The following is a 25,368-nucleotide window of genomic DNA, read 5'->3' on the forward strand; positions in this document are numbered from 1 at the left end:
TCTCCTTGATCGGTTTGGGCTCAGCCTTCTCACCCTCTCCCGCAAGCGGGAGAGGGTCGGGGAGAGGGCGCGAAGCCGTCGATTTGGCGCATGCAGCGCCATGCCACAAACATCTGCCTCAGCCCCGCGGCCGCACGACCTGCCAGGCGCGTGCCGCGTAGGTCGTGGCCGCGAAGCCGCTCCAGACGTGCACCAGCCGCGTGAACGGGAAGACGAGGAAGATCGTCATGCCGAGGACGAGATGGGTCTTGAAGATCCAGCCCGCGCCGACGAGCAGCTCGACGGCATCGCCGCGGAAGGTGACGATGCGCTGCGCCCACTCGGCCAGGCGCAGCATCATGCTGCCGTCGAGGTGCTGCGCCGACAGCGGAATGGTCGCGAGCCCGAGCGCAAGCTGCAGCCACAGCAGGACCAGGATGAGGATGTCGCTGAACTTCGAGGTCGCGCGGATGCGCGGCTCGGTTAGGCGGCGGTGCAGCAGCAGCGAGAGGCCGATGAAGGCGAGCGCGCCCGCGGTGCCGCCAGACGCCATGGCGAGGATCTGCTTGGCGCCGGCGCTGATGAAGGGCGCGTAGACGAAGTGCGGCGTGAGCATGCCGAAGAAGTGGCCGAAGAACAGGAACAGCACCCCGATGTGGAACAGGTTGCTGCCGAGCCGCAGCTGGCCGCGCCTGAGCATCTGCGACGAGTCGCTCTTCCACGTGTACTGCTCGCGGTCGAAGCGGATCAGGCTGCCGAGCAGGAAGATGGTCAGCGCGATGTAGGGATAGATCCCGAACAGGAAGGTTTGCGAGTAGGACATTTTGCGATCCTCCTTGGGTCAATGAGTAGTGGGCGCGGCGGCCTGCCGACGCGACGCCGGCATCTGCACCACCGATACCTGCAGGCCCGGCTTGAGCAGCGGCTCGACGCCGTCTGCCGACGGGCCGAACATCTCCATCGCCTCGTCCATGTCGCGCACCGGCGGTTCGGCCAGTTCCTGCGCGGCCACCGGCGACAGCGCTTCCAGGACCTGGAAGACCGACGCGTAGGGGCTGCCGTTGGCGTCGAGCTTGCGGCCGAGGGCGGCGAGCACGTGCACGGCGTCGCCGAGCAGCGCGCGCGCCTCGTCGGCGGGAAGCAGCGACAGGAACTCGAGGAACAGCGGCACATAGTCGGGCAGCTCCGCCGCGCTCGCGTCGAAGTCGTGCTTCCAGTATTCCTGCAGCAGGTCGATCATGGCCGAGCCGCGGTCGCGCGACTCGCCGTGGATGTGCTCGAACAGGTGCAGCGAATGCGAGGGGTTGCGATCGAAGGTGGCGACGTAGTTCTCCTGCAGTTCGATCAGATTCGCCTCGTGCAGAAGGTCGAACAGCGGAGCCAGGCGCGCGGTCGCATCGCGGTTGAAGCCGCCTTCTTCGACCAGCGCGGCGTGCAGCTCGGGCAGGGCCGCCAGCCAGTCGGACTCCGGGTACATCAGCAGCAGGGACAGGACTTTGAAGGTCTTCATAGTGGGCTCATCCATCGGTTTGGGCTCAGCCTTCTCCCCCTCTCCCGCTTGCGGGAGAGGGCTGGGGAGAGGGCCGCACAGCGTCGGTTTGGGCGCGCAAAGCGCATCGCTTGCCCCCTCTCCCGCCTGCGGGAGAGGGTTGGGAAGCGGGAAACGGTCATCCGGTGCAGCAAGCATTGCCATCATCGTCACCCCGTCTTCTTCTTGGCGTGCAGCTGCGAAAGATCGACCGGCACGGCGTTCTTGCGGTTGCCGAACAGGCTGGGCTTCGAGACGCCGTCGGAGCAGCCGTTGCCGAAGGTGAAGCCGCAGCTCGATTTCTCCTCGAACGTGTTGATCGTCTCCTCGCGGTGCGTGCTCGGAATGACGAAGCGGTCCTCGTAGTTGGCGATGGCCAGATAGCGGTACATCTCGTCGGCCTGCCTCGAGGTGAGCCCGACCTGGTCGAGTGCGGCGGTGTTGGGCTTGCCGTCGACCGACTTGCCGCGCATGTAGGCGCGCATCGCCAGCAGGCGGTCGAGCGCGCTGACCACCGGCCTTTCCTTGCCGCCGGTGAGCAGGTTGGCGAGGTAGGTGATGGGGATGCGCAGCGACTTCGTGTCCGGGATGATGCCGTTCATGCCCATCTGGCCCGACTCCGCCGCCGCCTGGATCGGCGACAGCGGCGGCACGTACCACACCATCGGCAGCGTGCGGTACTCGGGATGCAGCGGGAAGGCGATCTTCCAGTCGATCGCCATCTTGTAGACCGGGGACTTCACGGCCGCGTCGAGCCAGGCCTCGGGAATGCCCTCGGCGCGCGCGGCGGCGATCACGGCCGGATCGCTCGGATCGAGGAAGATCTTCAGCTGGGCCTCGTAGAGTTCCTTCTCGTCGGCCACGCTGGCGGCTTCCTCGATGCGGTCGGCGTCGTAGAGGATCACGCCGAGGTAGCGGATGCGGCCGACGCAGGATTCCGAGCAGACGGTCGGCTGGCCCGCCTCGATGCGCGGATAGCAGAAGATGCACTTCTCGGCCTTGCCGCTCTTCCAGTTGTAGTAGATCTTCTTGTACGGGCAGCCGGAGATGCACATGCGCCAGCCGCGGCACTTGTCCTGGTCGACCAGCACGATGCCGTCTTCCTCGCGCTTGTAGATCGAGCCCGAGGGGCAGGACGCGACGCAGGTCGGGTTGAGGCAGTGCTCGCACAGGCGCGGCAGGTACATCAGGAAGGTGTTCTCGAAGGTCGCGTGCATCTCCTTCTGCACGTTGTCGAAGTTCTTGTCGCGCCCGCGCGAGGAAAACTCGCCGCCGAGGTCGTCTTCCCAGTTCGGGCCCCAGTGGATCTTGTCCATCTTCTCGCCGGTAATCGCCGAGATCGGGCGCGCGGTCGGCGGAGTCTCGGACAGCGGCGCCTTCTGCAGGTGCTGGTAGTCGTAGGTGAAGGGCTCGTAGTAGTCGTCGATCTCCGGCAGGTTGGGGTTGCCGAAGATGTTGGACAGGATCTTCAGGCGGCTGCCCTGGCGCGGCTCGATCTTGCCGTCCTCACGGCGCTTCCAGCCGCCGTTCCACACCTCCTGGTTCTCCCACTGCTTGGGATAGCCGATGCCCGGCTTCGATTCGACGTTGTTGAACCATGCGTATTCCACGCCCTCGCGCGAGGTCCATACGTTCTTGCAGGTGATCGAGCAGGTGTGGCAGCCGATGCATTTGTCGAGGTTCAGCACCATGGCGATCTGGGCACGCACTTTCATGTTCCAACTCCTTGCATGGCCGCGGCGGCATGCCGCGGCGCGTTGTAAAAAACCCCGCGCCTGGAGAGATCGGGCGCGGGCGAGGGCATGGGGGGCCTTACCCTCAAAAAAACGCTCTCCTCAGCGTTCTGCCAGCGGGCCTTCCATCCAGTCGACCCGCTTCATCTTGCGCACGATCACGTATTCGTCGCGGTTGGACCCGACCGTGCCGTAGTAGTTGAAGCCGTAGGCCTGCTGGGCGTAGCCGCCGATCATGTGGGTCGGCTTGGTGATGGTGCGCGTGACCGAGTTGTGGATGCCGCCGCGGAAGCCGCTGACTTCGGCCCCCGGCACGTTCACGATCTTTTCCTGGGCGTGGTACATCAGGCACATGCCCTTGGGCACCCGCTGGCTGACCACGACGCGTGCCGTCAGCGTGCCGTTGACGTTGAACACCTCGACCCAGTCGTTGTCGACCAGGCCCGCCTCTTTCGCCTCGGCCTCCGACACCCAGACGTGGGGGCCGCCGCGCGACAGCGTCAGCATGCGCAGGTTGTCGGTGTAGGTGCTGTGGATGCCCCACTTCTGGTGCGGGGTGATCCAGTTGAGCACCAGTTCGTGGTGGCCGTTCGATTTCTTGCCCAGCAGCGGCGCGATCGTCTTGGTGTCGACGGGCGGCTTGTACACGCACAGGCCCTCGCCGAAATCGAGCATCCACTTGTGGTCCTGGTAGAACTGCTGGCGTCCGGTGAGGGTGCGCCAGGGAATCAACTCGTGGACGTTGGTGTAGCCGGCGTTGTAGGAGACATGCTCCGACTCGAGCCCGGACCAGGTCGGCGAGGAGATGATCTTGCGCGGCTGGACGACGATGTCGCGGAAGCGGATCTTGTCGTCCTCGCGCGGGATCGCCAGATGGGTATGGTCGCGTCCGGTGATCTTGGAGAGCGCGTCCCAGGCCTTCACCGCCACCTGCCCGTTGGTCTCCGGCGCCAGCATCAGGATGGTCTCGCAGGCGTCGATCGCCGACTCGATCTTCGGCAGCCCCTTGCTGATGCCGTCCTCGGTCACGGTGTAGTTCAGCTCGGCAAGCTGCTTCACCTCGTCCTCGGTGTTCCAGCTGATGCCCTTGCCGCCGTTGCCGATCTTGGTCATGAGCGGCCCGAGCGAGGTGAACTTCTTGTACGTGTCGCCGTAGTTGCGCGTCACCACCGTCATGCTCGGCATGGTCTTGCCCGGAATGGGATCGACTTCGCCCTTCTTCCAGTCGCGCACCGCCATGCTCTGGCCCAGCTCCGAGGGCGTGTCGTGCATCAGCGGCGTGAGCACCAGGTCCTTCTGCGTGCCCAGATGGCTGTCCGCAAGCGCCGAGAACTTCTTCGCGATGGTCTTGTAGATCTCCCAGTCGGACTTGGACTCCCACAGCGGCTGCACCGCTTCACTCAAGGGATGGATGAAGGGGTGCATGTCCGAGGTGTTGAGGTCGTCCTTCTCGTACCAGGTGGCCGACGGCAGCACGATGTCGGAATAGAGGCAGGTGGTCGACATGCGGAAGTCGAGCGTCACCAGCAGGTCGAGCTTGCCTTCCGCCCCCTTGTCGTGCCAGACGACTTCCTTCGGCTTGGCCTCGCCGAGCTCGCCGAGGTCGGGGCCCAGCACCGCATTCTGCGTGCCGAGGAAATACTTGAGGAAGTATTCGTGGCCCTTGCCGGACGAGCCGAGCAGGTTGGAGCGCCAGACGAACAGGTTGCGCGGGAAGTTCCTCGGGTTGTCCGGATCCTCGCACGCGAACTTGAGCGCACCGCTCTTGATCTGCTCGACCGCGTACTTGGCCGGATCGATCCCGGCGGCGTCGGCGGCGCGGGTCACCTCCAGCGGGTTGGTCTCGAGCTGGGGCGCGGACGGCAGCCAGCCCATGCGCTCGGCGCGCACGTTGAAGTCGATCAGGCGGTAGTCGGCATTCGACTTGTCGGCCGTGGGCGAAAGAATCTCCGCGGCCGACAGTTTCTCGTGGCGCCACTGGCTGGTGTGGGCGTAGAAGAACGAGGTCGAGTTCATCTGCCGCGAAGGCCGGTGCCAGTCGAGCGCGAAGGCGAGCGGCGCCCAGCCGGTCTGCGGGCGCAGCTTCTCCTGGCCGACGTAGTGCGCCCAGCCGCCGCCGGACTGGCCGATGCAGCCGCACATCATGAGCAGGTTCATGATGCCGCGGTAGATCATGTCGTTGTGGTACCAGTGGTTGAGCGCGGCGCCGAGGATGACCATGGACTTGCCGTGGGTCTTGTCGGCGTTGTCGGCGAACTCGCGGGCCACCGTGATGATGTCGGCGCGCGGCACGCCGCAGTGCTTCTCCGCCCAGGCCGGGGTGTAGGGCACGGGGTCGTCGTAGCTCGTCGGCACGTTCGGCCCGCCGAGGCCGCGGTCGACGCCGTAGTTCGCGAGCGTCAGGTCGTAGACGGTGGCGATGCGGACGTCCTTGCCGCCGACGCTGATCACCTTGACCGGCATGTTGCGGACGAGCAGCTCGTCGTGGTCGCCGCCGCCGAAGTAGGGCATCGCGACCTCGGCGACCTCGTCGTGGCTGCCGAGCAGGGTCAGCTGCGGCTTCACGTCCTTGCCGGAGTAGCCGTCGCGCATCTCGAGGTTCCAGGCGCCCGACTGGCCCCAGCGGAAGCCGATCGAGCCGTTGGGGGCGACGAGATAGCCGGTGTTCTCGTCGTAGATCACCGTCTTCCATTCGGGGTTGTTGTCCTGCCCCATGTTGCCGGTCAGGTCCGATGCGCGCAGGAAGCGGTCGGCGACGAGCGTGCCGTCGTGCTCCTTCAGCATCACCAGCATCGGCATGTCGTTGTACTGGCGGCAGTACGAGTCGAAGTATTCGCTGCGGTTCTTGTTGTGGAACTCGGACAGGATCACGTGGCCCATCGCCAGCGCCAGCGCGGCGTCGGTGCCCTGCTTCGGCGCGAGCCAGATGTCGCCGAACTTGACCATCTCGCCGAAGTCGCTCGATACGGCGACGGTCTTCGTGCCCTTGTAGCGCACCTCGGTGTAGAAGTGGGCGTCGGGCGTGCGGGTCTGCGGCACGTTCGAGCCCCACACCATCAGGTAGGTGGAGTTGTACCAGTCGGCCGATTCCGGCACGTCGGTCTGCTCGCCCCACACCTGCGGCGAGGAGGGCGGCAGGTCGCAGTACCAGTCGTAGAACGAGCCGCACACGCCGCCGATCAGCGACAGATAGCGGCTGCCTGCGGCGTAGCTCACCATCGACATCGCCGGGATCGGCGAGAAGCCGTAGATCCGGTCAGGGCCGTATTCCTTGATGGTGTGGACGTTGGCGGCGGCGATGATCTCGGTCACCTCGTCCCAGCCGGCCCGGACGAAGCCGCCCTGGCCACGCACCGACTTGTAGCGCTTCGCCTTCTCGGGATCCTGGGTGATCGCCTTCCAGGCCTCGACCGGGTCCATGGCCTTGCGCGCCTCGCGCCACATCTCCATGAGCCGCCCGCGGATCAGCGGGTACTTCACGCGCTGCGCGGAATACACGTACCAGGAGTAGCTGGCGCCGCGCGGGCAGCCGCGCGGCTCGTGGTTCGGCAGGTCGGGGCGCGTGCGCGGGTAGTCGGTCTGCTGGATCTCCCAGGTGATCAGGCCGTTCTTGACGAAGATGCGCCAGCTGCACGAACCCGTGCAGTTCACGCCGTGGGTCGAACGCACGACCTTGTCCTGCTGCCAGCGGCTGCGGTACGCGTTCTCCCAGCTGCGGTCTTCGTTGCTGACGACGCCGTGGCCGTTCGAGAACTCGGAGACACTCTTCTTGAAGAAGGTCAGACGGTCGAGGAAGTGACTCATGTATTCGCTCCTTATGTCGCTCATGGGTGAGCGGTTAGCAGTGAGCAGGTAGCGGTGAGGTGGAGGGGCGCCGCTTCCTGCTCACCGCCTACCGCTCACGGGTTCTTGATGTAGGCGTTCTTGCGCAGGTAGAACCACCAGTTCAGCACCAGGCAGACGGCGTAGAAGATGGCGAAGCCGTACATCGCGTTTTCCGGCGTGCCGGCCTTGATCTGGTCCTTGATCACCTCGGGGGCGATGAAGGAGCCGTAGGCCGCCACCGCCGACGTCCAGCCGAGCACCGGTCCCGCCTGCACGCGGTCGAAGATCACCCCGACCGTGCGGAAGGTCGAGCCATTGCCGATGCCGCTCGCGGCGAACAGCACGACGAACACCGCGAGGAACTGGGTGAAGTAGGCCTCCGGCGTGGCGGAGTGGTAGGCCTGCATCAGCACGTATCCAGCATAGACCGAGGCGGCGACCATGACAGCCGAGATGACCTGGGTGACGATGGAGCCGCCGACCTTGTCCGAGATCCAGCCGCCGACGGGGCGGATCAGGGCGCCGACGAAGGGGCCGATCCAGGCGTATTGCAGCGCCGAGGGGGCGTGCGGATTCTTGGCGTGCACCCAGGCGCCCGTCGCGGCGTCGAGGGTGTGGCTGTCGCCGAAGATGACGGTGATCGACAGCGGCAGGGCCATCGAGAAGCCGATGAACGAACCGAAGGTGACCAGGTAGAGCGCCGTCATCGACCAGGTGTGGCGGTTCTTGAAGATGGCGAACTGCTTGGCGATGTTCTCCTTCATGGTGCCGAACGCCGCGAGCTTGAGGATCAGCAGCGTGACGACGATGATCAGCGGCATCGCCACCCACATGTTGAGGATGCCGAGGCCCGTCGGCGCAGGCAGGTAGAGATAGAGGCCGCCGATGGCCGGGACGAAGACCAGGGTGTAGAGCCAGGTGACCTTGATGAAGGCGAACAGCGTGCCGCCGATGTCGGGCGAGACCGACAGCAGGTTGTTCATGCCGAACCACGCGATGACGCCGAGGGGAACCAGCGAGAGCACCCAGGTGAGGCCGGCGTTCTGGATGTAGGTCGGCGTGCCGGCGACGATCTTGCCGAAGATCCAGCCGCTGTCCTTCACCAGCGTCATCGGCTCGCCGCCCAGCGCGCCGAACACGCTCACGGTCATCACCAGCGGGATCAGGATCTGCATGGTCGTCACGCCGAAGTTGCCGAGGCCCGCGTTGATCCCGAGCGCGGTGCCCTGCAGACGCTTGGGAAAGAAGGTGCTGATGTTGGACATCGAGCTGGCGAAGTTGCCGCCGCCGACGCCCGACCACAGCGCCATCAGCTGGAAGGTCCACAGCGGCCAGTCGGGATGCTGCAGCACGATGCCGGTGCCGATCGCCGGCGCCAGCAGCATCGACGTCGTCAGGAAGATGACGTTGCGCCCGCCCGCCAGGCGGATGAAGAAGGAGGAGGGGATGCGCATGGTCGCGCCGGCGAGGCCGGAGATCGCGGTCAGCGTGAACAGCTCGTCCTTGCTGAACGGGAAGCCCAGGTTGGACATCTGCACGGTGATGATGCCCCACATCAGCCATACGGCGAAGCCGCACAGCAGGGCCGGGACCGAGATCCACAGGTTGCGGTAGGCAATCTTCTTGCCGGTCGTTTCCCAGAAGGCCGGGTCTTCCGGGTTCCATTCCTTGATGTTGATGGACATGCTGCGCTCCTGCTTGGGGAAGGGGTTATTCGAGGGTGTCTGCCGCCGCAGACTTGATCACGGGCACCTTGCGCACCTCGGTGAGATACATCCAGATCAGCGAGACCCAGGTGACGCCGTACAGCAGCATGAAGATGCCGCTGTTGATGCCGGTGAGGTCGACGATGGCGCCGAACAGGATGGGGAGGACGAAGCCGCCGAGGCCGCCCATCAGCCCGACGATGCCGGAGATGACGCCGATGTTGTGCGGATACTCGTCCGAGATGTACTTGAACACCGAGGCCTTGCCGAATGCCCACGCCAGCCCGAGGATGAACAGCAGCGCGGTGAACGCCCAGACGTTGAGCCCGATGTGGAGGGCGACGTCGCCCTTGGTCGTGCGGACCACCATGTCGGTCTGCGGGTAGGAGAGCAGGAACAGGCAGATCCACGACACCCACATGACCCACCAGGTCAGCCGATGGGCGCCGACGCGGTCCGAGATCCAGCCGCCGACCGCGCGCATCACCCCGCCCGGCAGCGAGAATGCCGCCGCCATCAGCGCGGCGGTCTGGATCGAGAAGCCGTATTCGGAAATGAAGTACTTCGGCATCCACAGCGCCAGCGCGACGTAGCCGCCGAACACGATCGAGTAGTACTGCGAGAGCTTCCAGACGTTCGGGTCCTTCAGCGCGGCGAGCTGCTGGCGGACCGTGACGTGGCCCGGGACGTGGTGCGCGGTGTCGGTGTAGGTGAAGATCCAGAACAGGATCGCCATCGCGAGCATGCCGATCGCGTACACGTGGGGAACCGACTGCCAGCCGTAGGCGACCACCAGCGACGGGGCGACGATCTTGGTCAGTGCCGCGCCCGAGTTGCCGGCGCCGAAGATCCCCATCGCGAAGCCCTGGCGCTGCTTGGGGAACCAGCGTGCGACGTAGGCGATGCCGACCGAGAACGAGCCGCCGGCCGCGCCGACGAAGAGGCCGAGCAGGAGGAACTGCCAGTATTGCGTGGCGTAGCCAATGAGCCAGATCGGCACCACCGTCGACAGCATCAGGACGAAGAACACGATGCGCCCGCCCAGCTTGTCGGTCCACATGCCGAGCGGCAGGCGGATCAGCGAGCCGGTGAGGACGGGGGTGGCCACCAGGATGCCGAACTCGGTTTCGTTGAGCCCCAGCAGCTTCTTGATCGGAATGCCGATGATGGCGAACATCATCCAGGCCGCGAAACACGCCGTGAACGCGAGGGTGCTCAGGGTGAGCACGGAAAACTGTTTCTGCGCATGGGTGGCCATGATCGCTCCTCTTCTGCGATTACGGATTCGTTTATCCGAATAGCTGACTGCAGTGTATGCGCATAAGACCGGAAGAAAAGGAGGGGAATTCGCATGGAGCGAACCGTCCTACCTCCAGCGAGGTAGACGGGGTAGGCGGCTAAGGCCTCGCTGCGCAAGGGGAAATCGGAACGGCACCGCGTGCGCATCGCGGGCCGGGGTCATTCGGGGTATCCCTTCGGACGCGTCCGCAGCCCGCCGTGGCGTGGTATATTTTCCTCGAACGAAGCGCCCGCCGAACGGAGCAGCCGGTTGCGGTGAGCGGCGCGCGGTGCCGATGTCCCACCCTTTTCGAGAAGCAGCAACCTTTCAACTGACCCTGGAGGAAACGGAAATGAAGAAGACTTCACTCGTACTGGCACTGTCGCTCGCCGCGCTGTTGGGCGCCTGCGGCAAGCAGGAGAGCCCCCCCGCCGAAGCCCCGGCACCCGCCCCGCAAGCGGCAGCGCCTGCGGCACCCGAGGCCGCCGCACCCGCAGCCCCCGAAGCTGCGGCGCCCGCTGCAGCGGCCGCAGAACCGAAGGCCGAAGGCAGCGACGACGTCGGCAAGAAGGTCTTTGGCGCCGTCTGCTCGATGTGCCATGCGTCCGGCGCCGCCGGTGCGCCGAAGTTCGGCAACAAGGAGGAGTGGGGCCCGCGCATCGCCCAGGGCAAGGACGTGCTGTACAAGCATGCGCTCGAGGGCTTCACCGGCTCCAAGGGCATGATGCCTGCGCGTGGCGGTTCCGCTACGCTGAAGGACGACGAGGTGAAGGCGGCAGTGGACTACATGGTGCACAAGGCCCAGGAGTAAACCGGCGGGACGCGCCCATCCGGGCGCGCGACGAGGAAACGGGGGAGATCGCATCTCCCCCGTTTCTTTTTGGCGGCTTGCGCCGGCTCAGTGCTGATGCGGCGCGCCGCGATAGAGTCCCTGCAGCACCGCAGGCGTGATCTGGGCGGCCGCGACGACCGCACCGCCGTGACGCCGCGCGAAGGCAGCGGCCGCATCGCGGCTCGCGAACGCGGGGAGGTCGGCCGTCCGCATGGGGCCGCGTGCCTCGGAACCCTGCACGAAGAAGGCAGCGGGGGCATCGATCCACTGGCCGCTTTCCACGTCGCGGACGTAGCGGGCGATGACGTCACCGCGCGTGTAGCGGCGGTCGTAATGGTCGACCCGCTGCAGGAAGACGAACAGGTCGATCGGCGAGTCGAAGTAATGCACGGCGCCGTCGCGGAAGATGACCTGCGCGCTCCAGTGCGGATGGCGGGCCGGATACATGCCGCACACCGGGCAGCGTGCGCCGGCGGGGATCGGGCGCGGCGCGATCATTGGCAGGCCCGACGCCGGGTCGTAGGGCGTGGCGGGCGCGACGATGCAGAGGTCGTTGCGGATCACCTTCGGCTTGCCCGTCGGGGGCGCGTCGCCGAGCAGCAGCGGCACGACGAGCGCGGCGGCTCCCAGCGAGAGCAGCGCCGCCCGTGGGTTCATGGCGCGACGCGGGAACCGAGCGTCGGGTCGTCGAGCAGGGCCCGGATCAGCTGCGCGAGGTTCGCTTCAGGCGCGGCGCCGGGCTGTGTGACCGGGTCGGCCACGACGCGCCCGGCGGCATCATGGAAATGGTTGGGAAAGGTCGCCAGCCCGCGGTGGAGCGGCGCCGTGTCGATCCCGGATTCGGCCTCGCCGTGGCGCCAGCGCAGCGAATAGGCGTCCGGCGCGGCATAGCGCACGTCCAGCGTCACGCCGTTGCTGAGGCGCACGATCATCACGTCCTGCTTCTGCTCGATGGGCCCGTCGAGGGCGTCCGGAAACGCCTGTTCGAGCGTCGCGCCGAGTTCGATGTGAAGGCTCATGTCCGGTTGGCCTCCTGCAGGCTTTCGGCCAGCGCGGCACGGGCGGCATCGCGCGTGTCGGCGAGAATGCGCGCCGCGAGGTAGTACTCGTAGGTGGGATGCTCGTCCGCCTCGCCCGCCTCGATGCGCGCCAGCAGCGCCGCTTCGTCGGCCACGTCATGGGCGGCGAGGATCGCATTGCGATTCTCGCGGAGTTCGTAGGACAGCCTCGCCAGCTCCTCGATGGCCGTGGCGAGCTCGAAATCGATGCTTTCGAAGAATTCGGGCATGGCAATCACATGTTCCTGTCGTGGAGCACGCCGCCATCCAGCACCACCATGTCGGGGGTGATGTCGGCGAACCGGTAGACCTTGCCGCCATACTGGGCGGCGAACTTCGCCGCGTCCTGCTCGCGCGCGAAACTGGCGATGGTCGGCCCCATCGAGCCTTCCCGCTTGCTGCCGAAGACATAGTACGCCGTCTTGGCGTCGATCCAGTGGCCGCGCGGCGCATCCCAGTCGGCCACGCCCATGTCCTGCACGAAAATCCCGGTCACCTTGCGCACCTGTTCCGGCGTCAGGTAGATGTGAAACATCTCCACCGTGTCGCAGAAGAAGTCGGGCGCCTTCTGTCCGGAATAGAAGATCTGCGCCTTGGGGCCCGGGTAATCGGCGAGCAGCATGCCGTCGAGCGTGCACGACGTATTGCGGTCGAAGTCCTGCGGGGCCACGGCGTCGGTATGCGCCGACTGGCCACAGCCGGCAAGCAGGGCGGCCATCAGGGCCGCGGACACGAGTCGTCGTCTAACGGGGGTCATTTGCGGAATCTCCAGCTTGCGATCACGAGGGGAACTGCGATCCAGCCCAGCATCACCAGGCCCAGCAGCCACGGATCGGCCAGGGTTGGGGGAAAAACGGTCGCCAGTCCGTACAGGGTCCGGACGTCGTCGAGGGAAAAGATGTTGAGGATGCGGAACACGTCCGCGGGGTTGGCGAGCAGCAGGTAGGCGAACAGGTCGCCGCCCCACTGGCCGCCCGTCACCACCAGCGCGCCGAGCAGCAGCAGGTCGAACACGAGGACGAAGAAGAACCAGGTCGCGATCGCGAATCCCGACGCCCGGGTGCGGTCGGCCGCGAAGGTCGACAGCATGACCGCGAGGCTCAGGAAGGCGCAGCCCAGCAGCACCGAGCTCAGCATGAAGCCGAAGTAGTGGAACAGCGCGGCAAGCTCGAGCTTGGTCGACAGCACGATCGCCACCAGGCCGAAGCCTGCGACGGTCGAGAAGGTGAGTGCACCGGCGAGCCCGAGGTACTTGCCGAGCAGCAGTTCCAGCCGGGTGATCGGCATCGACAGCAGCAGGTCGAGCGAACCGCGCTCGCGTTCGCCGACGATGGCGTCGAAACCCAGCACGAGCGCGATCAGCGGGATCAGGTAGATGACCAGGCTCACCAGGCTGGCGATGGTCACGTCGATCGAACGGAAGCCGACGGTGCCCTGCTGGGCGGCGCCGAAGTAGGCGATGACGAGGGCGAAGGCGGTGAACACCAGCGCGACGGCGAGCACCCAGCGGTTGCGGATGCGATCCCAGAATTCCTTGCCGGCAATGGTGGCGATCTGTCTGAATTCCATGTCGTCCCTTCAGTCGGCAAAGCCGAAGAACACATCCTCGAGCGAGGGTTCGCGCACCGTCAGGTCGCGCACCTGGCCATCCAGGCGCGCGAGCGCCTCGATCACCGCCATCTTCGACTGGCGCCCGCACTGCACGCGGACGTGGTCGTCGTGGGCCTCGACCGCCTCGACCTCGAGATGCGCGAGCACCGCGCGCACCGCCTCGAAATCCTCCGGCGCGACCCGGACCGTGAACGACAGGGGCAGGTCCATCTGTTCGCGCAGCGACTGGACCGTCCCGGTGGCCTGGATCTTCCCGGCCGCCATGATCGCCAGTCGGTCCACGCGTTCCTGGATCTCGGCCAGGATGTGCGAGGTGATCACCACGGTGACGCCTTCGCTGCGCAACTGGCGCAGCGTCGTGTAGAAGCCCCGGATCGCCTCGGGGTCGAGCCCGTTGGTCGGCTCGTCGAGGAACAGCAGGCGCGGCTTGCCGAGCAGTGCCTGGGCGAAGCCGAGGCGCTGGCGCATGCCCTTGGAGTATTCGCGCACCCGCCGCCGCGCCGCGTGCGCAAGGCCCACGCGCTCGAGGATCGGCCCGATCTCGGCGGGCGAGGCGCCCTTCAGCTGGGCGAAGAACTGCAGGGTCTCGGCGCCGGTGAGATTGTCGTACAGCACCACGTTCTCCGGCAGGTAGCCGACGCTGCGGCGGACCGCGCGGAAATCGCGGCCGGTGACCGGCGCGCCGCCGATGCGGATCTCGCCGCCGGTGGCCGGGATCAGGCCGAGCATCATCTTGAACAGCGTGCTCTTGCCGGCGCCGTTGTGGCCGATGAGGCCGAACAGTTCGCCGGCGCGGATGTCGAGGTCGACGCCGTCGACCGCGTGGACGGCGCCGTAGTGCTTGCGGGCCCCGCGCGCGACGATCACCGGCGTGCCGGGTTCAGCGGGGGGAAGAGAAGAGTTTGCCACGCCATTGGCTCCAGTCGGGGTTGTGCGGCTGCATCCGCGGCTTCGGGTCGACGATGCTCGGCGCCCGCAGCAGCGGGAACTGCTGGGCGACGAGACGCAGCGTCTGCACCGCAGGGCTGGCGAGCAGCAGCTTCATCAGCGGATGGCGCCACGACAGGTAGTCGACCATGTCGTTCGCCTCGTAGGGCACGTCGCCGATGCCGTCGCCGTTGCGGTCCCAGCCCACGTAGTTGCTCCAGTAGTTGCCGCTCCAGGTCTGGTCGCGGGCGGCGACGTACTTGATCTGGGTGCGGTTCATGATGAAGTCGTTGCCTTCCGCCTTGTTGCGGTAGGAGCCCGCCCACAGGTGCACGCCGACGTTGTTGTCGATCACGAGGTTGTTGCGGATGGTGTTGTACTCGGCATCGTAGATGAAGAAGCCGCGGTTGTTGCCGGCGACGACGTTGCCTTCGATCAGCGAATCCTGGATGGTGCGCAGCATGATGCCGTGGTCGGAATTGCCCCACGCCCGGTTGTTCCGCACCACCTGGTTGCGCACCTCCATCAGCGCGAGTCCACCGCGGTTGTGGTAGACGTCGTTGCCCTCCCACACGTTGTAGTAGGAATTCATGTAGTGCGTGCCGTAGCGCGCGTCGTGGATGCGGTTGTCGCGGAAGACCGCGTGGTGGGAGACGTCCACGTAGATGCCGTCGCGTACGAAGCTGATCTGGTTGCCGACGATGCGGGCGCCGGTCGTGTTGTAGAGCTCGATGCCGTTGCCGCGGCGCGCCGACTGGTAGTCGCGCTTGCCGGTGATGACGTTGCTGCGGATCTCGACGTCCTTGACCTTCTCGATCCACAGGCCGAAGAGATTGTAGGTGAGATCGCAGTTGCGCACGGCGGCCCGGTCGGCGCCGGGCTGGATGTAGATGCCGGCATTCTGGGCGACCAGGTCGTCGCCCGAGTCGCGCACGATCATTCCTTCGATGGCGACGTCGGTCGCGGTGATCCGGATCGTGTCGCCCTTGAGGCCGCCGCTCAGCGTGGGGCGGTCGATGCCTCTCAGCGTGAGCGGCTTGTCGATGCGGAGGTTTTCACGGTACAGGCCGCGCTCCACGCGGATCTCGTCGCCGGGGCGGGCCCGGGCGACGGCCGCGCCGATCGACTGGCCCGGCTGGACCATGAGAACGGCGGCGCCGGCGGGCGGGGCGTGCAGCAGGCAGGCCAGCGCGCCAAGGACAACCGCATGCCATGCGACGGGCTGACGCGGCGGGCGGGCCCGCGCGGCGGCGTCAGGGCGCCCAGTCAGAAGAACCATTGAAACGACGGCAGGCCTTGAAGGAGATCCAGTATGCCAGCACCCTTCATGATGAGGAACAGCGCCGCGGCGATCAGCAGGTTCTTGAACGACACGTAGGCCGCCATGTCCGCCCACGACGCCGGACGCAGGTTGCGTCCCCACCACGGGCCGTCCTTGACGTAGGGCTTGCAGCGCATGCGCACGAGCAGCTCGTAGACGCTCCAGCCCACCCACCAGCCGAGCACGATGCCGGGGCCGATGCGGCCGGCCGCGCCGAGGATCCAGACCCAGGTCACGAGCGCGGTGAGGGCGAAGGTGGTCGCCTGCAGCAGGATCGGCTGCTGGAACACCTTGCGGCTCCACGGGAACAGGTGATCGAACAGTTCCTGCCCCACGAAGGCGGGCAGGCTTGGCGCCGCGGCCGCGGGGGCGGCCGCCACCGGCTTGATCGGGATGTAGTAGCCGTTGGCGCCGATCGGCGTGAGCGGCTCGCCGGCCTTGGTGCGGCGCTTGCGCTCCTGGACGAGCGGCGGGCACGCATGGGGATCGTAGTAGAGCACCTGGCAGTCGAGGCACAGCAGGCATTCGCGCTGGTCGATGCGGCCGCTGTCGTCGATCGCCTGCGAGCCGCAGCCCACCTGGCACGCCGCGCACGGTCCGCATTCCTTCTTGCGCTTGAGACCCCACCAGCGGAACGTCGACGGCACGGCGAGCGCGGCGCCGAGCGGGCACAGGTACTTGCAGAAGGGCCGCTCGAAGAAGATCGAGGCGACGAACAGGAACGCCCAGAACGTCACGAAGGGCCAGCTGCGGTTCCACACGCCGACCAGGAAGGTCGTCTTGAACGGCTCGACTTCGGCGAGCTTCTCCGCCATCCCCATCGAATAGAAGGACACCGCAAGCAGGACGGTGAAGACGCCGTACTTGATCCACTTGAGGCGGTCGTGCCAGCGCTGCGGCAGCAGGTGGCGCTGGTAGCGCTTGAGGCCGATCTTGCGCGCCACGTGGTAGGCGAGTTCCGCGAGCGAGCCGTAGGGGCACATCCAGCCGCAGAACATGCCGCGTCCCCAGAAGAACACGGTCACGATGATGAAGATCCAGAACAGGAACACGAAGGGATCGGAGAGGAAGAGCTCCCAGCGCCATTCGAACAGGATCGCGTGGAACCAGGTGAGCACCTGGGTGATCGAGGGAACCGCCAGCAGATGGAAGCCGACGAAGCCGATCGAGGAAATCCACAGCAGGTATTTCGGGATGTCCTTCCAGCGCTTGTCCTTGTGGGTGGAGCGGCGCACCAGCTTGTCGCGCAGCGCGTAGACGGTGCCCGCTGCGGCGAGCCACAGGAGGAACAGCACGACCTCGAGCTTGCGCGTCTTCCACACCTTCACCCAGGTCGGCTCCGGCTTGACGATCTCCGGCCGCCCGCCCACGAGGTAGCGGGCCGGCAGCCAGTACTCGCGGTCGAAGTTGACGAAGGTCTTGGCGCCGGTCTGGCGATCCACCTTGTTGGCGAGATAGATCAGCCGCCACGGATAGGCCGCGCTGAATGCCGGCGAATGGATGATGAAGATCGCCGATTCCTTGTAGGCCGGCGCACCGGCGGCCTCGATCCCATACAGGTTGAGGTAGTCGAGGTCGCGGAAGGTGAACGCGTCCATGTCCTGGGAGACCTGCACACGATCGTAGATGCCGCCGCGGACGAAGCCCGAGCCCTTGAACGAGCCGGTGCCGTTGGCGATCAGGAAGATGGCGTGCTCGCCCGGCTTGAGCTTGGACATCAGCGCGGCATAGCCGTGCTCGCCCAGCACGCTGCGCCCGATCGTCGGCTCGTTGAGATAGCCGAAGTAGATGTCGATGTAAGGCTGGCCGTTGGGTTCGAGGCCGAGTTCCTCGGGCCTGACCTTGAGCTCCTGTACGCCGCCTTCCTTGAGCAGCGCTTGCCAGTCGAGCGTGCCGGCGACATCGGTGAATTTCGCCTGGGGCCGGATCGTGGGCTTGACGATGCCCACCTGCTTGGCGACTTCCAGTCCACTGCGCAGGATGACCTGGTTTTCCGCGATGACGGTGACGGTGGCGCCGGAAATCGCGTCGACGCCGATCATGCCCTCGCCCGGGCGCGCGCTGCCGACCTCGATCTTGGCGCCGACGAACTTGCCGAGATACTGCTTGACGAACTTGGTCAGCTCCGACTCCGGGATGCCGACCAGCAGGATCGGCTCGGAGTGGCGCAGCACCCGCACGCCGGTGATGATGCCCTTGGTGTCCATGCCGATCAGGGTCACGACGGGCTTGCCCGAGTAGGCGGGGATGTCGACCACGTCGGTGGAGAGGAAGACATAGCCGACGAGCTTGCGGCCCTTCTTCTCGCCGTGGTGCTCCTTGTCGCCGTTGGCGCCGTTCTCTTCATGCTCATCCGAGGTCGTCCGGTAGGCCTCGACGTAGGACGGCTTGCCCATGCGGGGGGAGAAGCTGTCGGCGCCGGGCATGACGTCCTTGCAGGGAACGTACTTGCAGAGATCGGGGTCGCTGGAGAGTTCGGCAGGGAGCGGGGCTTCGTAGCTTCCCGCCAGCGCCAGGCCGGGGGCGCAGCACAAGACCACCAGGGTCGCGAAACGGACGGCCAGGCGTGCAAGAGAATTCATCAGAGGTATCGCCAAGAGTTGAACATCAAGCGGGCGCTCGCTTCCTCGAGGCCCGAGCGGCCGCCGGTCGCATGGCCGGCGGGCCGCCAGGTCGTGCACTGCCCCGCGTTACGCGGGGCAGCGGCGCGGATCACGCCTCGACAAGCATGCGGCTGCGCATCTCCAGGTGCAGAGCATGACAGAAGTTGGTGCAGTAGCACCAGTAGACGCCGGGCTTGTCGGCAATGAAGGTGACCGACTGCGTCTGCTGCGGGTTGACGATGAACTGGATGTCGTACTTCGGAATGGCGAAGCCGTGGGTCAGGTCCTCGACCTTGTCGTGGTTGGTGAGGATGATGGTGACTTCGTCGCCCTTCTTGACCTTGAACTCGCGCAGGCTGAAGGCTGGCGCCTGGCTGGTGAGCTTGATGGTCACCTTCTTGCCGTTGCGGAAGACGCCGGAGTCCTTCGGGTCCTTCACCGCGTGGGGGAAGTCGTCCAGGTTGTAGACCTGGCGCGTCTTGATGATGTCGCGGCGAACGATGATGGAATCGTGCGGCTCCGAGTACACCGAGTGGTCGGCGACCAGCTTCATCTTGTCGCCGCTGATGTCGATCAGCTGCGCCGTCTCGGCGTGGAGCGGGCCGACCGGCAGGAAACGGTCCTTGGAGAACTTGTTGTCCGAGATGAAGTACTTGCCGTCCGATTCCTTGGTCTCGCCCATCGAGGTGAAGCCGTGGCCCGGCTGGTAGTGCACGTCGATGCGGTCCAGCACGACCTTGGCCTGCTTGTCGCCCTTGAACGCCTTGATCGCGGCGTCCACGTTCCATTTCACGATCTGGCTGTCGAGGAACAGCGTGGTGTAGGCGTTGCCCTTGTTGTCGAAGCCGGTGTGGAGCGGGCCAAGGCCGATCTCGGGCTCGGCGACGACCGCATCGCGCGGGTTGGCCAGCTGCCCGTCGAACCACTTCAGCACCAGGGCGTGCTCGATGACCGAGGCGGTCGGCGACAGCTTGCCCGAGCAGGCGTAGTACTTGCCGTCGGGGCTGATGTTGACGCCGTGCGGGTTCTTCGGAATCGGCACGTAGCAGGTCAGCGCCGTCTTCGGATCCTGGTTGGCGGCCTTGGTACCGTCGACCACGGGGACCTTGGAGCCGGCGATGGTCTTGAACTTGCCGGCCTTCACCGCCTCCTCGATGCGGGCGACGTTGAAGAACAGGCAGGCATCCATCTCGGATGCCATCATGTCCTCGTAATGCAGCCCCATCTCGGTGTTGTACTGGTTGGTGCAGGTCAGCTTGCCGTCATAGGAGGTGGCGACCAGGTCGCAGTTGCCGTCGATCAGCACCTGCCAGCGCACGTCCATCGTGTTCGAATCCACGCAGGTGAAAATCGAGCGGTACTTGCTGCCGTCTTCCAGGTCACGCCCGTCGTTGGGCAGGGGAATCGAGAACTCGCCGCCGCAGAAGACGCGGGTGGTGTGGTTGATGTTGGGGTCGACCGGATCACGCTTGTCGGGGAAGGTGCCGTGGAAGCCCTGGACGTTCGGCAGCTCGGTGATCTTGTCGGTTTCCATGGTATCCATGCGGACGCGTGCGAGGCGGCCGTGGATCTTGTCGTTGACGAACATGTACTTGCCGTCGTAGACGCCGTCCGTGTAGGACTGGTGGAGGTGGTGCGTGTCGCCCGTGTGGTATTTCAGCGTGCCGTCGGGCTTGGTGCCGATGATCGCCTTCGATTCGTTGGTGATGCCCCAGCCGACCAGCGCGTCCATGTTGAAGACGGGGATCCGCTTGAGCTCGCGGCCCGAGGGAATGCCGTAGATGCGCACTTCGCCCGAGTGGCCGCCGCTGGAGAAGGAGTAGTACTCGTCGAGCTGGCCCGGCGGCACTTCGTACTTGCTGTAGTCGACCGCGCCGGCCGCAGCCGCCGGTGCGGCGCCGCCGGTCGCTGCCGGAGCCGCCGCCTCCTTCTTGTTGCAGGCGGACAGCCCCAAGGAGAGACCCGCGCCGGACAGGCCGACCAGCGCGGCCGTGTTCATGAATTTGCGGCGACCCAGATCGGGCGGCGTGTCGGAGAGTTTGCTATCGTCCTGTGTCATGTCCTATTGACTCCCTGTCTCAGGTGGAACCGGCACGCCATCCCGGACGGGGACGACGCACGCGCATGGTGCGAAACACGCAGGAGGCCCTGGGGCCGCCTGCCGATGCGACAAAATGTCGCACTTGGAACATAGCATAAAAAGCAGAGAAAATGATCCTTAATTGTGGTCAGCGATCCGCGACGGTGCGTGCTTCCCCGGGGAAGGGAAGGCGCTGCGCCGCAGGGGAGGTAGGCGGTTAAGCCCCTGTTTTTGCGCAAGCTGCCCCGATCGTTGCTGGCATCCGCCGTGCCGGCTTAATCCATTGGAGGTACTCCCTTATATCCGGGCGCGAAGGGCCCCGGTGCGAGCGGGAAAGCATGAGAGAACGACGCGGATTCCTGCAGCATTCCCTGCTGCTCAAGCTGGGCGGGGCGCTGGCGCTGATTGCCTGCTTCGCCATCCTAGGCATGGCCAGCTCGGGCATCATCGCGGAATCGGTCCAGGGCAGCAGCGAGGCGATCAACCAGGCAGGCAGCCTGCGCATGCAGGCCTACCGCATGAGCAGCCTGGCGCTGGCTGCACGTCCGGGTGACGGGACCCGGGCGGCTGCGGCGATGGAGGAGGCGATCGCGAAATTCGACGCGACGCTGCGCGATCCGCACATTACGTCGACGATGTCGCGGCAGGGCGACACCGCGCTCGCTGCCAGCTACGCCAGCGTGCAGGATGCCTGGACGCAGCGCATGAAGGCGCGCTTCGCGGCGGTCGCCCCGGGCGGCGGCGACGCCGGCGGCGCGGCGCTGATCGACGACACCACGCGCTTCGTCGGCCAGATCAACGATCTGGTCAAGCAGATCGAGCGCGATACCGAGGACAAGATCCTCGTCCTGCGCATGGTGCTGGGGGCGGCGCTGCTGATGACGCTGCTGGTCGGCGCCTTGACCCTTTACCTGGCGCGCAACGACCTGATCCTGCCGTTGCGCGACCTGCTGGCCTTCGCCGCCCGCGTCGGCCAGGGGAACCTCGCGGTGCGCACCGAGCACACCGGGAGCGACGAGTTGGGGCGGCTCGGCCAGGCCTTCAACCACATGGCGGAAGACCTCTCCAAGCTGTATCAGAACCTCGAAGCGCGGGTGGAGGAGAAGACCGCCGAGCTCACCATCGCCAACCGTTCGCTGGAGCTGCTCTATCATTCGATCGCGCGCCTGTACAACGGGCCGGTGGCGCCGGAAACCTACGCCATCCTGCTGAAGGATCTGGAGAACGTGCTGGGCGTCGGGCACGGGCTGGCCTGCCTGGTGGAATCCGGAGGCTCCCGCGCGCGCGTCATCGCCAGCACGCTGCATCCGGAAACGGGCGATCCCGACCTGTGCGGCCTGATGAGCTGCGCCGAATGCCTCGCGCACCAGACGCTCGACGTCCTGCCGCTGCGCGACGGGCGGCGCGTGCTGACGCTGCCGTTGAAGGACGCCGAGCACCACTACGGCGTGCTGCAGCTCGACATGCCGCCGGGGCGCGAGCTTGCGCCGTGGCAGATGCAGCTGCTGGACGCGCTGTCGCGCCACATCGGCGTCGCCATCGGCACGGCGCGCCGCATCGAGCAGAGCCGCCGGCTGTCGCTGCTGGAAGAGCGTGCGGCGCTGGCGCGCGAGCTGCACGACTCGCTGGCGCAGTCGCTCGCGTACATGAAGATCCAGGTGAGCCGCCTCAAGCCGCTGCTACCCGCGCCGGACGACGCGGGCGGCGGCGGGGAGGCGGCCGAGGTTCTGGCGGAACTGCGCGAAGGGCTCAACAGCGCCTATCGCCAGCTGCGCGAATTGCTGACCACCTTCCGCCTGCGCATCGAAGGCGAGGGCCTCGGCGCCGCGCTGCGCACCACGGTGGACGAGTTTTCCGGGCGCGGCGGCATCCCGATCACGCTGGAGGCCCATCTCGCCGGCTGCACGCTCAGCGCGAACGAGGAGATCCACACGCTGCAGATCGTGCGCGAGGCGCTGTCGAACGTGATCAACCATGCGCGGGCGCACGCCGCCGAGGTGCGGGTCGTCTGCAACAGCGACGGCTCCGTGTCGGCGACCGTCACTGACGACGGCATCGGCGTCCGGCAGGCCGCGGGCACCCACCATTACGGCATGGCCATCATGGAGGAACGCGCCCGGCACCTGGGCGGCCAGCTCACCGTGGAAAACCTGCCGACCCTGGGCGCGCGAGTCACGCTACACTTCACGCCGGGGCACGAACCCGAGCGTGCCGTTCCGATCCATCCCGTCCATCCGTCCTGACTTCGTCATGCAAGCGGCTTCCCCCCATACCATCCTGATCGTCGACGACCACCCGCTGTTCCGCAAGGGGGTGATCCAGCTCATCCAGGCCGACCCGGAATTCCGCTTCGTCGGCGAGGCCCCGAGCGGGCGCGAGGGCATCGAGCTTGCGCAGCGCCTGCAGCCGGACATGATTCTGCTGGACCTCAACATGAAGGACATGGACGGGGTCGAGGTCCTGCGGACCCTGAAGGAGGCGGGGCTCGATTCGCGCATCATCATGCTCACGGTGTCGGACCAGGCCGAGGACCTGATCGCCGCGCTGCAGGCCGGTGCCGACGGCTACCTGCTGAAGGACACGGAGCCCGAGGACCTGATGCAGCAGCTCGCCGAGGCCGCGCGCGGCAAGATCACGATCAGCGAGCGCCTGACCCAGCTGCTCGTCGTGTCCCTGCGCGAGAAGAGCCGTCCCGTCACCCCGTCCGAGGCGGGGCTCACCGAGCAGGAAAGCCGCATCCTCGAGCATCTCGTCGACGGCAAGAGCAACAAGCTGATCGCGCGCGACATGGGCATCGCCGAGGGCACCGTGAAGGTCCACGTGAAGCATCTCCTGAAGAAGCTCAACCTCCGCTCGCGGGTCGAGGCCGCGGTGTGGGCCGACCGCTGCCGCCGCCAGGCCAAGCCCTGACGCCTTGCTTTTTCGGACCGGTCCCTCTTCAATGAAATCGAGGGATTCCGGAACGCGCAAGGAGGACATGATGCCCATCGGCGAAATCTGCAACCGCGAAGTCGTCATCGCGGAGACGTCGCTCCCCGTCACCGAAGCGGCGCAGCTGATGCGCGCCCATCACGTCGGCGACCTCGTCGTCGTCGAGGAGCGCGCGGGGCGCCGTCACCCCGTCGGCATCGTCACCGACCGCGACATCGTCGTCGAGGTGGTGGCCGCGGGTGTCAATCCGGAGGCGCTCAAGGTCGGCGACATCATGGGATCCGACGTGGCGACGGTGCGCGAAGGCGAAGGGCTGTTCGAGGCGCTGCGCTACATGCGCGACAAGGGCGTGCGGCGCATGCCGGTGGTGGACGCCGCGGGCGGGCTGGTCGGGATACTCACGCTCGACGACCTGCTGGGCCTGCTGGCGGAAGAGATGATGGAACTCGCCAAGCTGGTGTCGCACGAACGGCAGCGCGAATCGGTGGCGCGCCACTGAACCGTTTCGGACGCCGGCCAGCGACGCGAGCGCTGCGCTATCGCGCCTAGCGGCCGGGATCAGTCCGGCCCGCCGGCTCGGGCGGCGCCGTCCGTCCACCCGCATTCTTCAGCAGCTGCACGCTGGCAGCGAGGCGGCGGCTGTGGATGTCCACCGCACCGCGTTCCGCCGCGAGCTCCTGGGCCTGGGCGGTGATCACGTTGAGCGCGCTGATCGTGCCGGCGCGATATTGATCCTCCGCGATCTCGCGGGCACGGCGGGCCGCCGCCAGCGTCTGCTCCTGTTCGCCGGTTTCCCGTTCGAGCAGGCGGGCGGCGGCGAGGTTGTCCTGCACTTCCTGGAAGGCGGTCAGCACGGTCTGCCGGTAGACGGCCACGGCCTGGTCGTAGCCGGCCCGCGCCTGTTCGACACCCGCGCTGCGTGCGCCGCCGTCGAACAGCGTCATCGCGAGGCTGGGACCGAGCGACCAGAGGCGGTTCGGCGCATCGAACAGGCGGGCGAGCGCGCTCGCCCGCCCCCCGGCCGTGGCGCCCAGGTCGACCAGCGGATAGTAGGCCGTCTGCGCGAGGCCGATCTGCGCATTGGCGGCGGCGGCCAGGCGTTCGGCCGCGGCGAGGTCGGGACGCTGCTCCAGCAGGGTCGACGGGAGCAGGGTCGGGGCGGGCGGAACGGCCGGCAGCGGCGCACGCGCTTCGGCCGGGGCGGCCTTGCCGCCCAGCAGCGCCGTCAGGGCGTGTTCGAGCTGCGCCCGCTGCAATTCGATTTCGCTGAGCTGCGTGCGGACCGTGCCGAGCTGGGTCTCGGCCTGGGCGATGTCGAGGCGCGACGCGACCCCGGCGGCATAGCGGTCGCCGGTCAGCGCGAGGAAGCGGGCGTAGGCGGCCTGGGTGCGCTGCAGGAGGCGGTGCTGCGCGTCGGCCGCGCGCAGCTGGAACCAGGTCTGCGCCAGCAGCGCCTGGGTCGACAGCCGCGCCGCCGCGAGATCGTCGGCGCTCGCCTCGGCGCGCGCCTGGGCGGCTTCGACGCTGCGGCGCACGCGCCCCCACAGGTCGATCTCCCAGCTGGCGCTGACGAGCAGGCTGACGCTGTCGGTGGTGGCGCCGGTGCTGTGGCTGCGGCTGGCCGCGGCGGACCCGGTGACGGTCGGGAAGCGCGCGGCGGCGGCGCTGTTCACGGCTGCGCGTGCCGCGCGGTATTGCGCCTCGGCGGCCTTGAGCGTCTGGTTGTCCACGACCACCTGCGCTTCGAGGCGGTCGAGTTCGGCGTCGCCGAAGACGCGCCACCAGTCGGCCGGGACCTCGAAGCGCCCCGGCTGCGTCGCGCGCCATTCGTCGCCGGCCTCGCTGAAGCGGGCGGGAAGCGCGACCTCGGGGCGGCGGTAGTCGGGGCCGACCGCGCAGGCGCCCAGGCACAGCAGGGGAAGAACCAGAATCAGGCGTGATCGCACGGGGGCTCC

At 66.8% G+C, this 25,368-nt stretch carries 20 protein-coding genes; 4 read left to right on the forward strand and 16 right to left on the reverse strand.

Features of this window, described 5'->3' with window-relative positions; genetic code table 11:
- Positions 1-118: 118 nt before the first annotated feature.
- The 6 genes from narI to VA613_RS06625 form a co-directional block, all read right to left on the reverse strand.
- Complete coding sequence (narI, locus tag VA613_RS06600; RefSeq protein WP_324781067.1) at positions 119-802, reverse strand: respiratory nitrate reductase subunit gamma; 684 nt, start codon at positions 800-802, stop codon at positions 119-121.
- A gap of 18 nt (positions 803-820) precedes the next feature.
- Positions 821-1,489: a nitrate reductase molybdenum cofactor assembly chaperone gene (gene narJ, locus VA613_RS06605; RefSeq protein ID WP_324781068.1), complete on the reverse strand. Its 669-nt coding sequence runs from the start codon at positions 1,487-1,489 to the stop codon at positions 821-823.
- Positions 1,490-1,677: 188 nt separating this feature from the next.
- Entirely contained in the window at positions 1,678-3,222 is a 1,545-nt protein-coding gene (narH, locus tag VA613_RS06610) for a nitrate reductase subunit beta (RefSeq protein WP_324781069.1), read from the reverse strand.
- Between the two features lie 120 nt (positions 3,223-3,342).
- Complete coding sequence (locus VA613_RS06615; RefSeq protein WP_324781070.1) at positions 3,343-7,044, reverse strand: nitrate reductase subunit alpha; 3,702 nt, start codon at positions 7,042-7,044, stop codon at positions 3,343-3,345.
- 95 nt (positions 7,045-7,139) lie between these two features.
- Positions 7,140-8,750: an MFS transporter gene (locus VA613_RS06620; RefSeq protein WP_324781071.1), complete on the reverse strand. Its 1,611-nt coding sequence runs from the start codon at positions 8,748-8,750 to the stop codon at positions 7,140-7,142.
- A 25-nt stretch (positions 8,751-8,775) separates the two neighbouring features.
- On the reverse strand, positions 8,776-10,029 hold the full coding sequence (locus tag VA613_RS06625) for an MFS transporter (RefSeq protein WP_324781072.1): 1,254 nt from the start codon (positions 10,027-10,029) through the stop codon (positions 8,776-8,778).
- 373 nt (positions 10,030-10,402) lie between these two features.
- Between VA613_RS06625 and VA613_RS06630 the strand changes: the two genes are divergently transcribed.
- Positions 10,403-10,861 carry a c-type cytochrome gene (locus tag VA613_RS06630; RefSeq protein ID WP_324781073.1) on the forward strand — a complete coding sequence of 153 codons (459 nt, stop codon included), beginning with the start codon at positions 10,403-10,405 and terminating at the stop codon, positions 10,859-10,861.
- Between the two features lie 87 nt (positions 10,862-10,948).
- Here VA613_RS06630 and VA613_RS06635 read toward each other — a convergent pair whose 3' ends face one another.
- From VA613_RS06635 to nosZ, 9 genes are all read right to left on the reverse strand, one after another.
- Positions 10,949-11,539 (reverse strand): nitrous oxide reductase accessory protein NosL, encoded by a 591-nt coding sequence (locus VA613_RS06635; protein ID WP_324781074.1) that lies wholly within the window; start codon positions 11,537-11,539, stop codon positions 10,949-10,951.
- On the reverse strand, positions 11,536-11,901 hold the full coding sequence (locus tag VA613_RS06640; RefSeq protein WP_324781075.1) for a hypothetical protein: 366 nt from the start codon (positions 11,899-11,901) through the stop codon (positions 11,536-11,538). The genes VA613_RS06635 and VA613_RS06640 overlap by 4 nt, the downstream gene beginning before the upstream one ends.
- Positions 11,898-12,170, reverse strand: coding sequence for a hypothetical protein (locus VA613_RS06645; RefSeq protein ID WP_324781076.1), 273 nt, complete (start codon positions 12,168-12,170; stop codon positions 11,898-11,900). The genes VA613_RS06640 and VA613_RS06645 overlap by 4 nt, the downstream gene beginning before the upstream one ends.
- A gap of 5 nt (positions 12,171-12,175) precedes the next feature.
- Positions 12,176-12,673: a nitrous oxide reductase accessory protein NosL gene (locus tag VA613_RS06650; protein ID WP_324781077.1), complete on the reverse strand. Its 498-nt coding sequence runs from the start codon at positions 12,671-12,673 to the stop codon at positions 12,176-12,178.
- Positions 12,674-12,693: 20 nt separating this feature from the next.
- On the reverse strand, positions 12,694-13,509 hold the full coding sequence (locus VA613_RS06655) for an ABC transporter permease (RefSeq protein WP_324781078.1): 816 nt from the start codon (positions 13,507-13,509) through the stop codon (positions 12,694-12,696).
- A 9-nt stretch (positions 13,510-13,518) separates the two neighbouring features.
- On the reverse strand, positions 13,519-14,460 hold the full coding sequence (locus tag VA613_RS06660) for an ABC transporter ATP-binding protein (protein WP_324781079.1): 942 nt from the start codon (positions 14,458-14,460) through the stop codon (positions 13,519-13,521).
- A complete protein-coding gene (locus tag VA613_RS06665; protein WP_324781080.1) occupies positions 14,432-15,757 on the reverse strand; it encodes a nitrous oxide reductase family maturation protein NosD in 1,326 nt (441 codons plus the stop codon). The genes VA613_RS06660 and VA613_RS06665 overlap by 29 nt, the downstream gene beginning before the upstream one ends.
- Complete coding sequence (locus VA613_RS06670) at positions 15,745-18,381, reverse strand: 4Fe-4S binding protein (RefSeq protein WP_324781081.1); 2,637 nt, start codon at positions 18,379-18,381, stop codon at positions 15,745-15,747. The genes VA613_RS06665 and VA613_RS06670 overlap by 13 nt, the downstream gene beginning before the upstream one ends.
- 130 nt (positions 18,382-18,511) lie before the next feature.
- Positions 18,512-20,461, reverse strand: a complete 1,950-nt coding sequence (gene nosZ, locus VA613_RS06675; RefSeq protein WP_324781082.1) for a TAT-dependent nitrous-oxide reductase — start codon at positions 20,459-20,461, stop codon at positions 18,512-18,514.
- Between the two features lie 359 nt (positions 20,462-20,820).
- On the opposite strand from nosZ, the gene VA613_RS06680 reads away from it, so the two are divergent.
- From VA613_RS06680 to VA613_RS06690, 3 genes are all read left to right on the forward strand, one after another.
- Positions 20,821-22,725, forward strand: coding sequence for a type IV pili methyl-accepting chemotaxis transducer N-terminal domain-containing protein (locus tag VA613_RS06680; protein WP_324781083.1), 1,905 nt, complete (start codon positions 20,821-20,823; stop codon positions 22,723-22,725).
- A 7-nt stretch (positions 22,726-22,732) separates the two neighbouring features.
- Positions 22,733-23,392: a two-component system response regulator NarL gene (gene narL / locus VA613_RS06685; RefSeq protein WP_324781084.1), complete on the forward strand. Its 660-nt coding sequence runs from the start codon at positions 22,733-22,735 to the stop codon at positions 23,390-23,392.
- A 70-nt stretch (positions 23,393-23,462) separates the two neighbouring features.
- Complete coding sequence (locus VA613_RS06690; RefSeq protein ID WP_324781085.1) at positions 23,463-23,912, forward strand: CBS domain-containing protein; 450 nt, start codon at positions 23,463-23,465, stop codon at positions 23,910-23,912.
- 46 nt (positions 23,913-23,958) lie between these two features.
- Here VA613_RS06690 and VA613_RS06695 read toward each other — a convergent pair whose 3' ends face one another.
- Positions 23,959-25,359 (reverse strand): efflux transporter outer membrane subunit, encoded by a 1,401-nt coding sequence (locus VA613_RS06695; RefSeq protein WP_324781086.1) that lies wholly within the window; start codon positions 25,357-25,359, stop codon positions 23,959-23,961.
- Positions 25,360-25,368: the final 9 nt, after the last annotated feature.

The organism is Thiobacillus sp. SCUT-2, from assembly GCF_035621355.1.
GTDB classification, from domain to species: domain Bacteria; phylum Pseudomonadota; class Gammaproteobacteria; order Burkholderiales; family Thiobacillaceae; genus Thiobacillus; species Thiobacillus sedimenti.

Coding starts and splice junctions, on each gene's coding strand:
- nosZ (WP_324781082.1), bottom strand. CDS start 20,461: ATGACACAGGACGATAGCAAACTCTCCGACACGCCGCCCGATCTGGGT.
- VA613_RS06665 (WP_324781080.1), bottom strand. CDS start 15,757: ATGGTTCTTCTGACTGGGCGCCCTGACGCCGCCGCGCGGGCCCGCCCG.
- VA613_RS06655 (WP_324781078.1), bottom strand. CDS start 13,509: ATGGAATTCAGACAGATCGCCACCATTGCCGGCAAGGAATTCTGGGAT.
- VA613_RS06670 (WP_324781081.1), bottom strand. CDS start 18,381: ATGAATTCTCTTGCACGCCTGGCCGTCCGTTTCGCGACCCTGGTGGTC.
- VA613_RS06615 (WP_324781070.1), bottom strand. CDS start 7,044: ATGAGTCACTTCCTCGACCGTCTGACCTTCTTCAAGAAGAGTGTCTCC.
- VA613_RS06630 (WP_324781073.1), top strand. CDS start 10,403: ATGAAGAAGACTTCACTCGTACTGGCACTGTCGCTCGCCGCGCTGTTG.
- narL (WP_324781084.1), top strand. CDS start 22,733: ATGCAAGCGGCTTCCCCCCATACCATCCTGATCGTCGACGACCACCCG.
- VA613_RS06620 (WP_324781071.1), bottom strand. CDS start 8,750: ATGTCCATCAACATCAAGGAATGGAACCCGGAAGACCCGGCCTTCTGG.
- narI (WP_324781067.1), bottom strand. CDS start 802: ATGTCCTACTCGCAAACCTTCCTGTTCGGGATCTATCCCTACATCGCG.
- VA613_RS06690 (WP_324781085.1), top strand. CDS start 23,463: ATGCCCATCGGCGAAATCTGCAACCGCGAAGTCGTCATCGCGGAGACG.
- VA613_RS06645 (WP_324781076.1), bottom strand. CDS start 12,170: ATGCCCGAATTCTTCGAAAGCATCGATTTCGAGCTCGCCACGGCCATC.
- VA613_RS06625 (WP_324781072.1), bottom strand. CDS start 10,029: ATGGCCACCCATGCGCAGAAACAGTTTTCCGTGCTCACCCTGAGCACC.
- narJ (WP_324781068.1), bottom strand. CDS start 1,489: ATGAAGACCTTCAAAGTCCTGTCCCTGCTGCTGATGTACCCGGAGTCC.
- VA613_RS06680 (WP_324781083.1), top strand. CDS start 20,821: ATGAGAGAACGACGCGGATTCCTGCAGCATTCCCTGCTGCTCAAGCTG.
- narH (WP_324781069.1), bottom strand. CDS start 3,222: ATGAAAGTGCGTGCCCAGATCGCCATGGTGCTGAACCTCGACAAATGC.
- VA613_RS06635 (WP_324781074.1), bottom strand. CDS start 11,539: ATGAACCCACGGGCGGCGCTGCTCTCGCTGGGAGCCGCCGCGCTCGTC.
- VA613_RS06640 (WP_324781075.1), bottom strand. CDS start 11,901: ATGAGCCTTCACATCGAACTCGGCGCGACGCTCGAACAGGCGTTTCCG.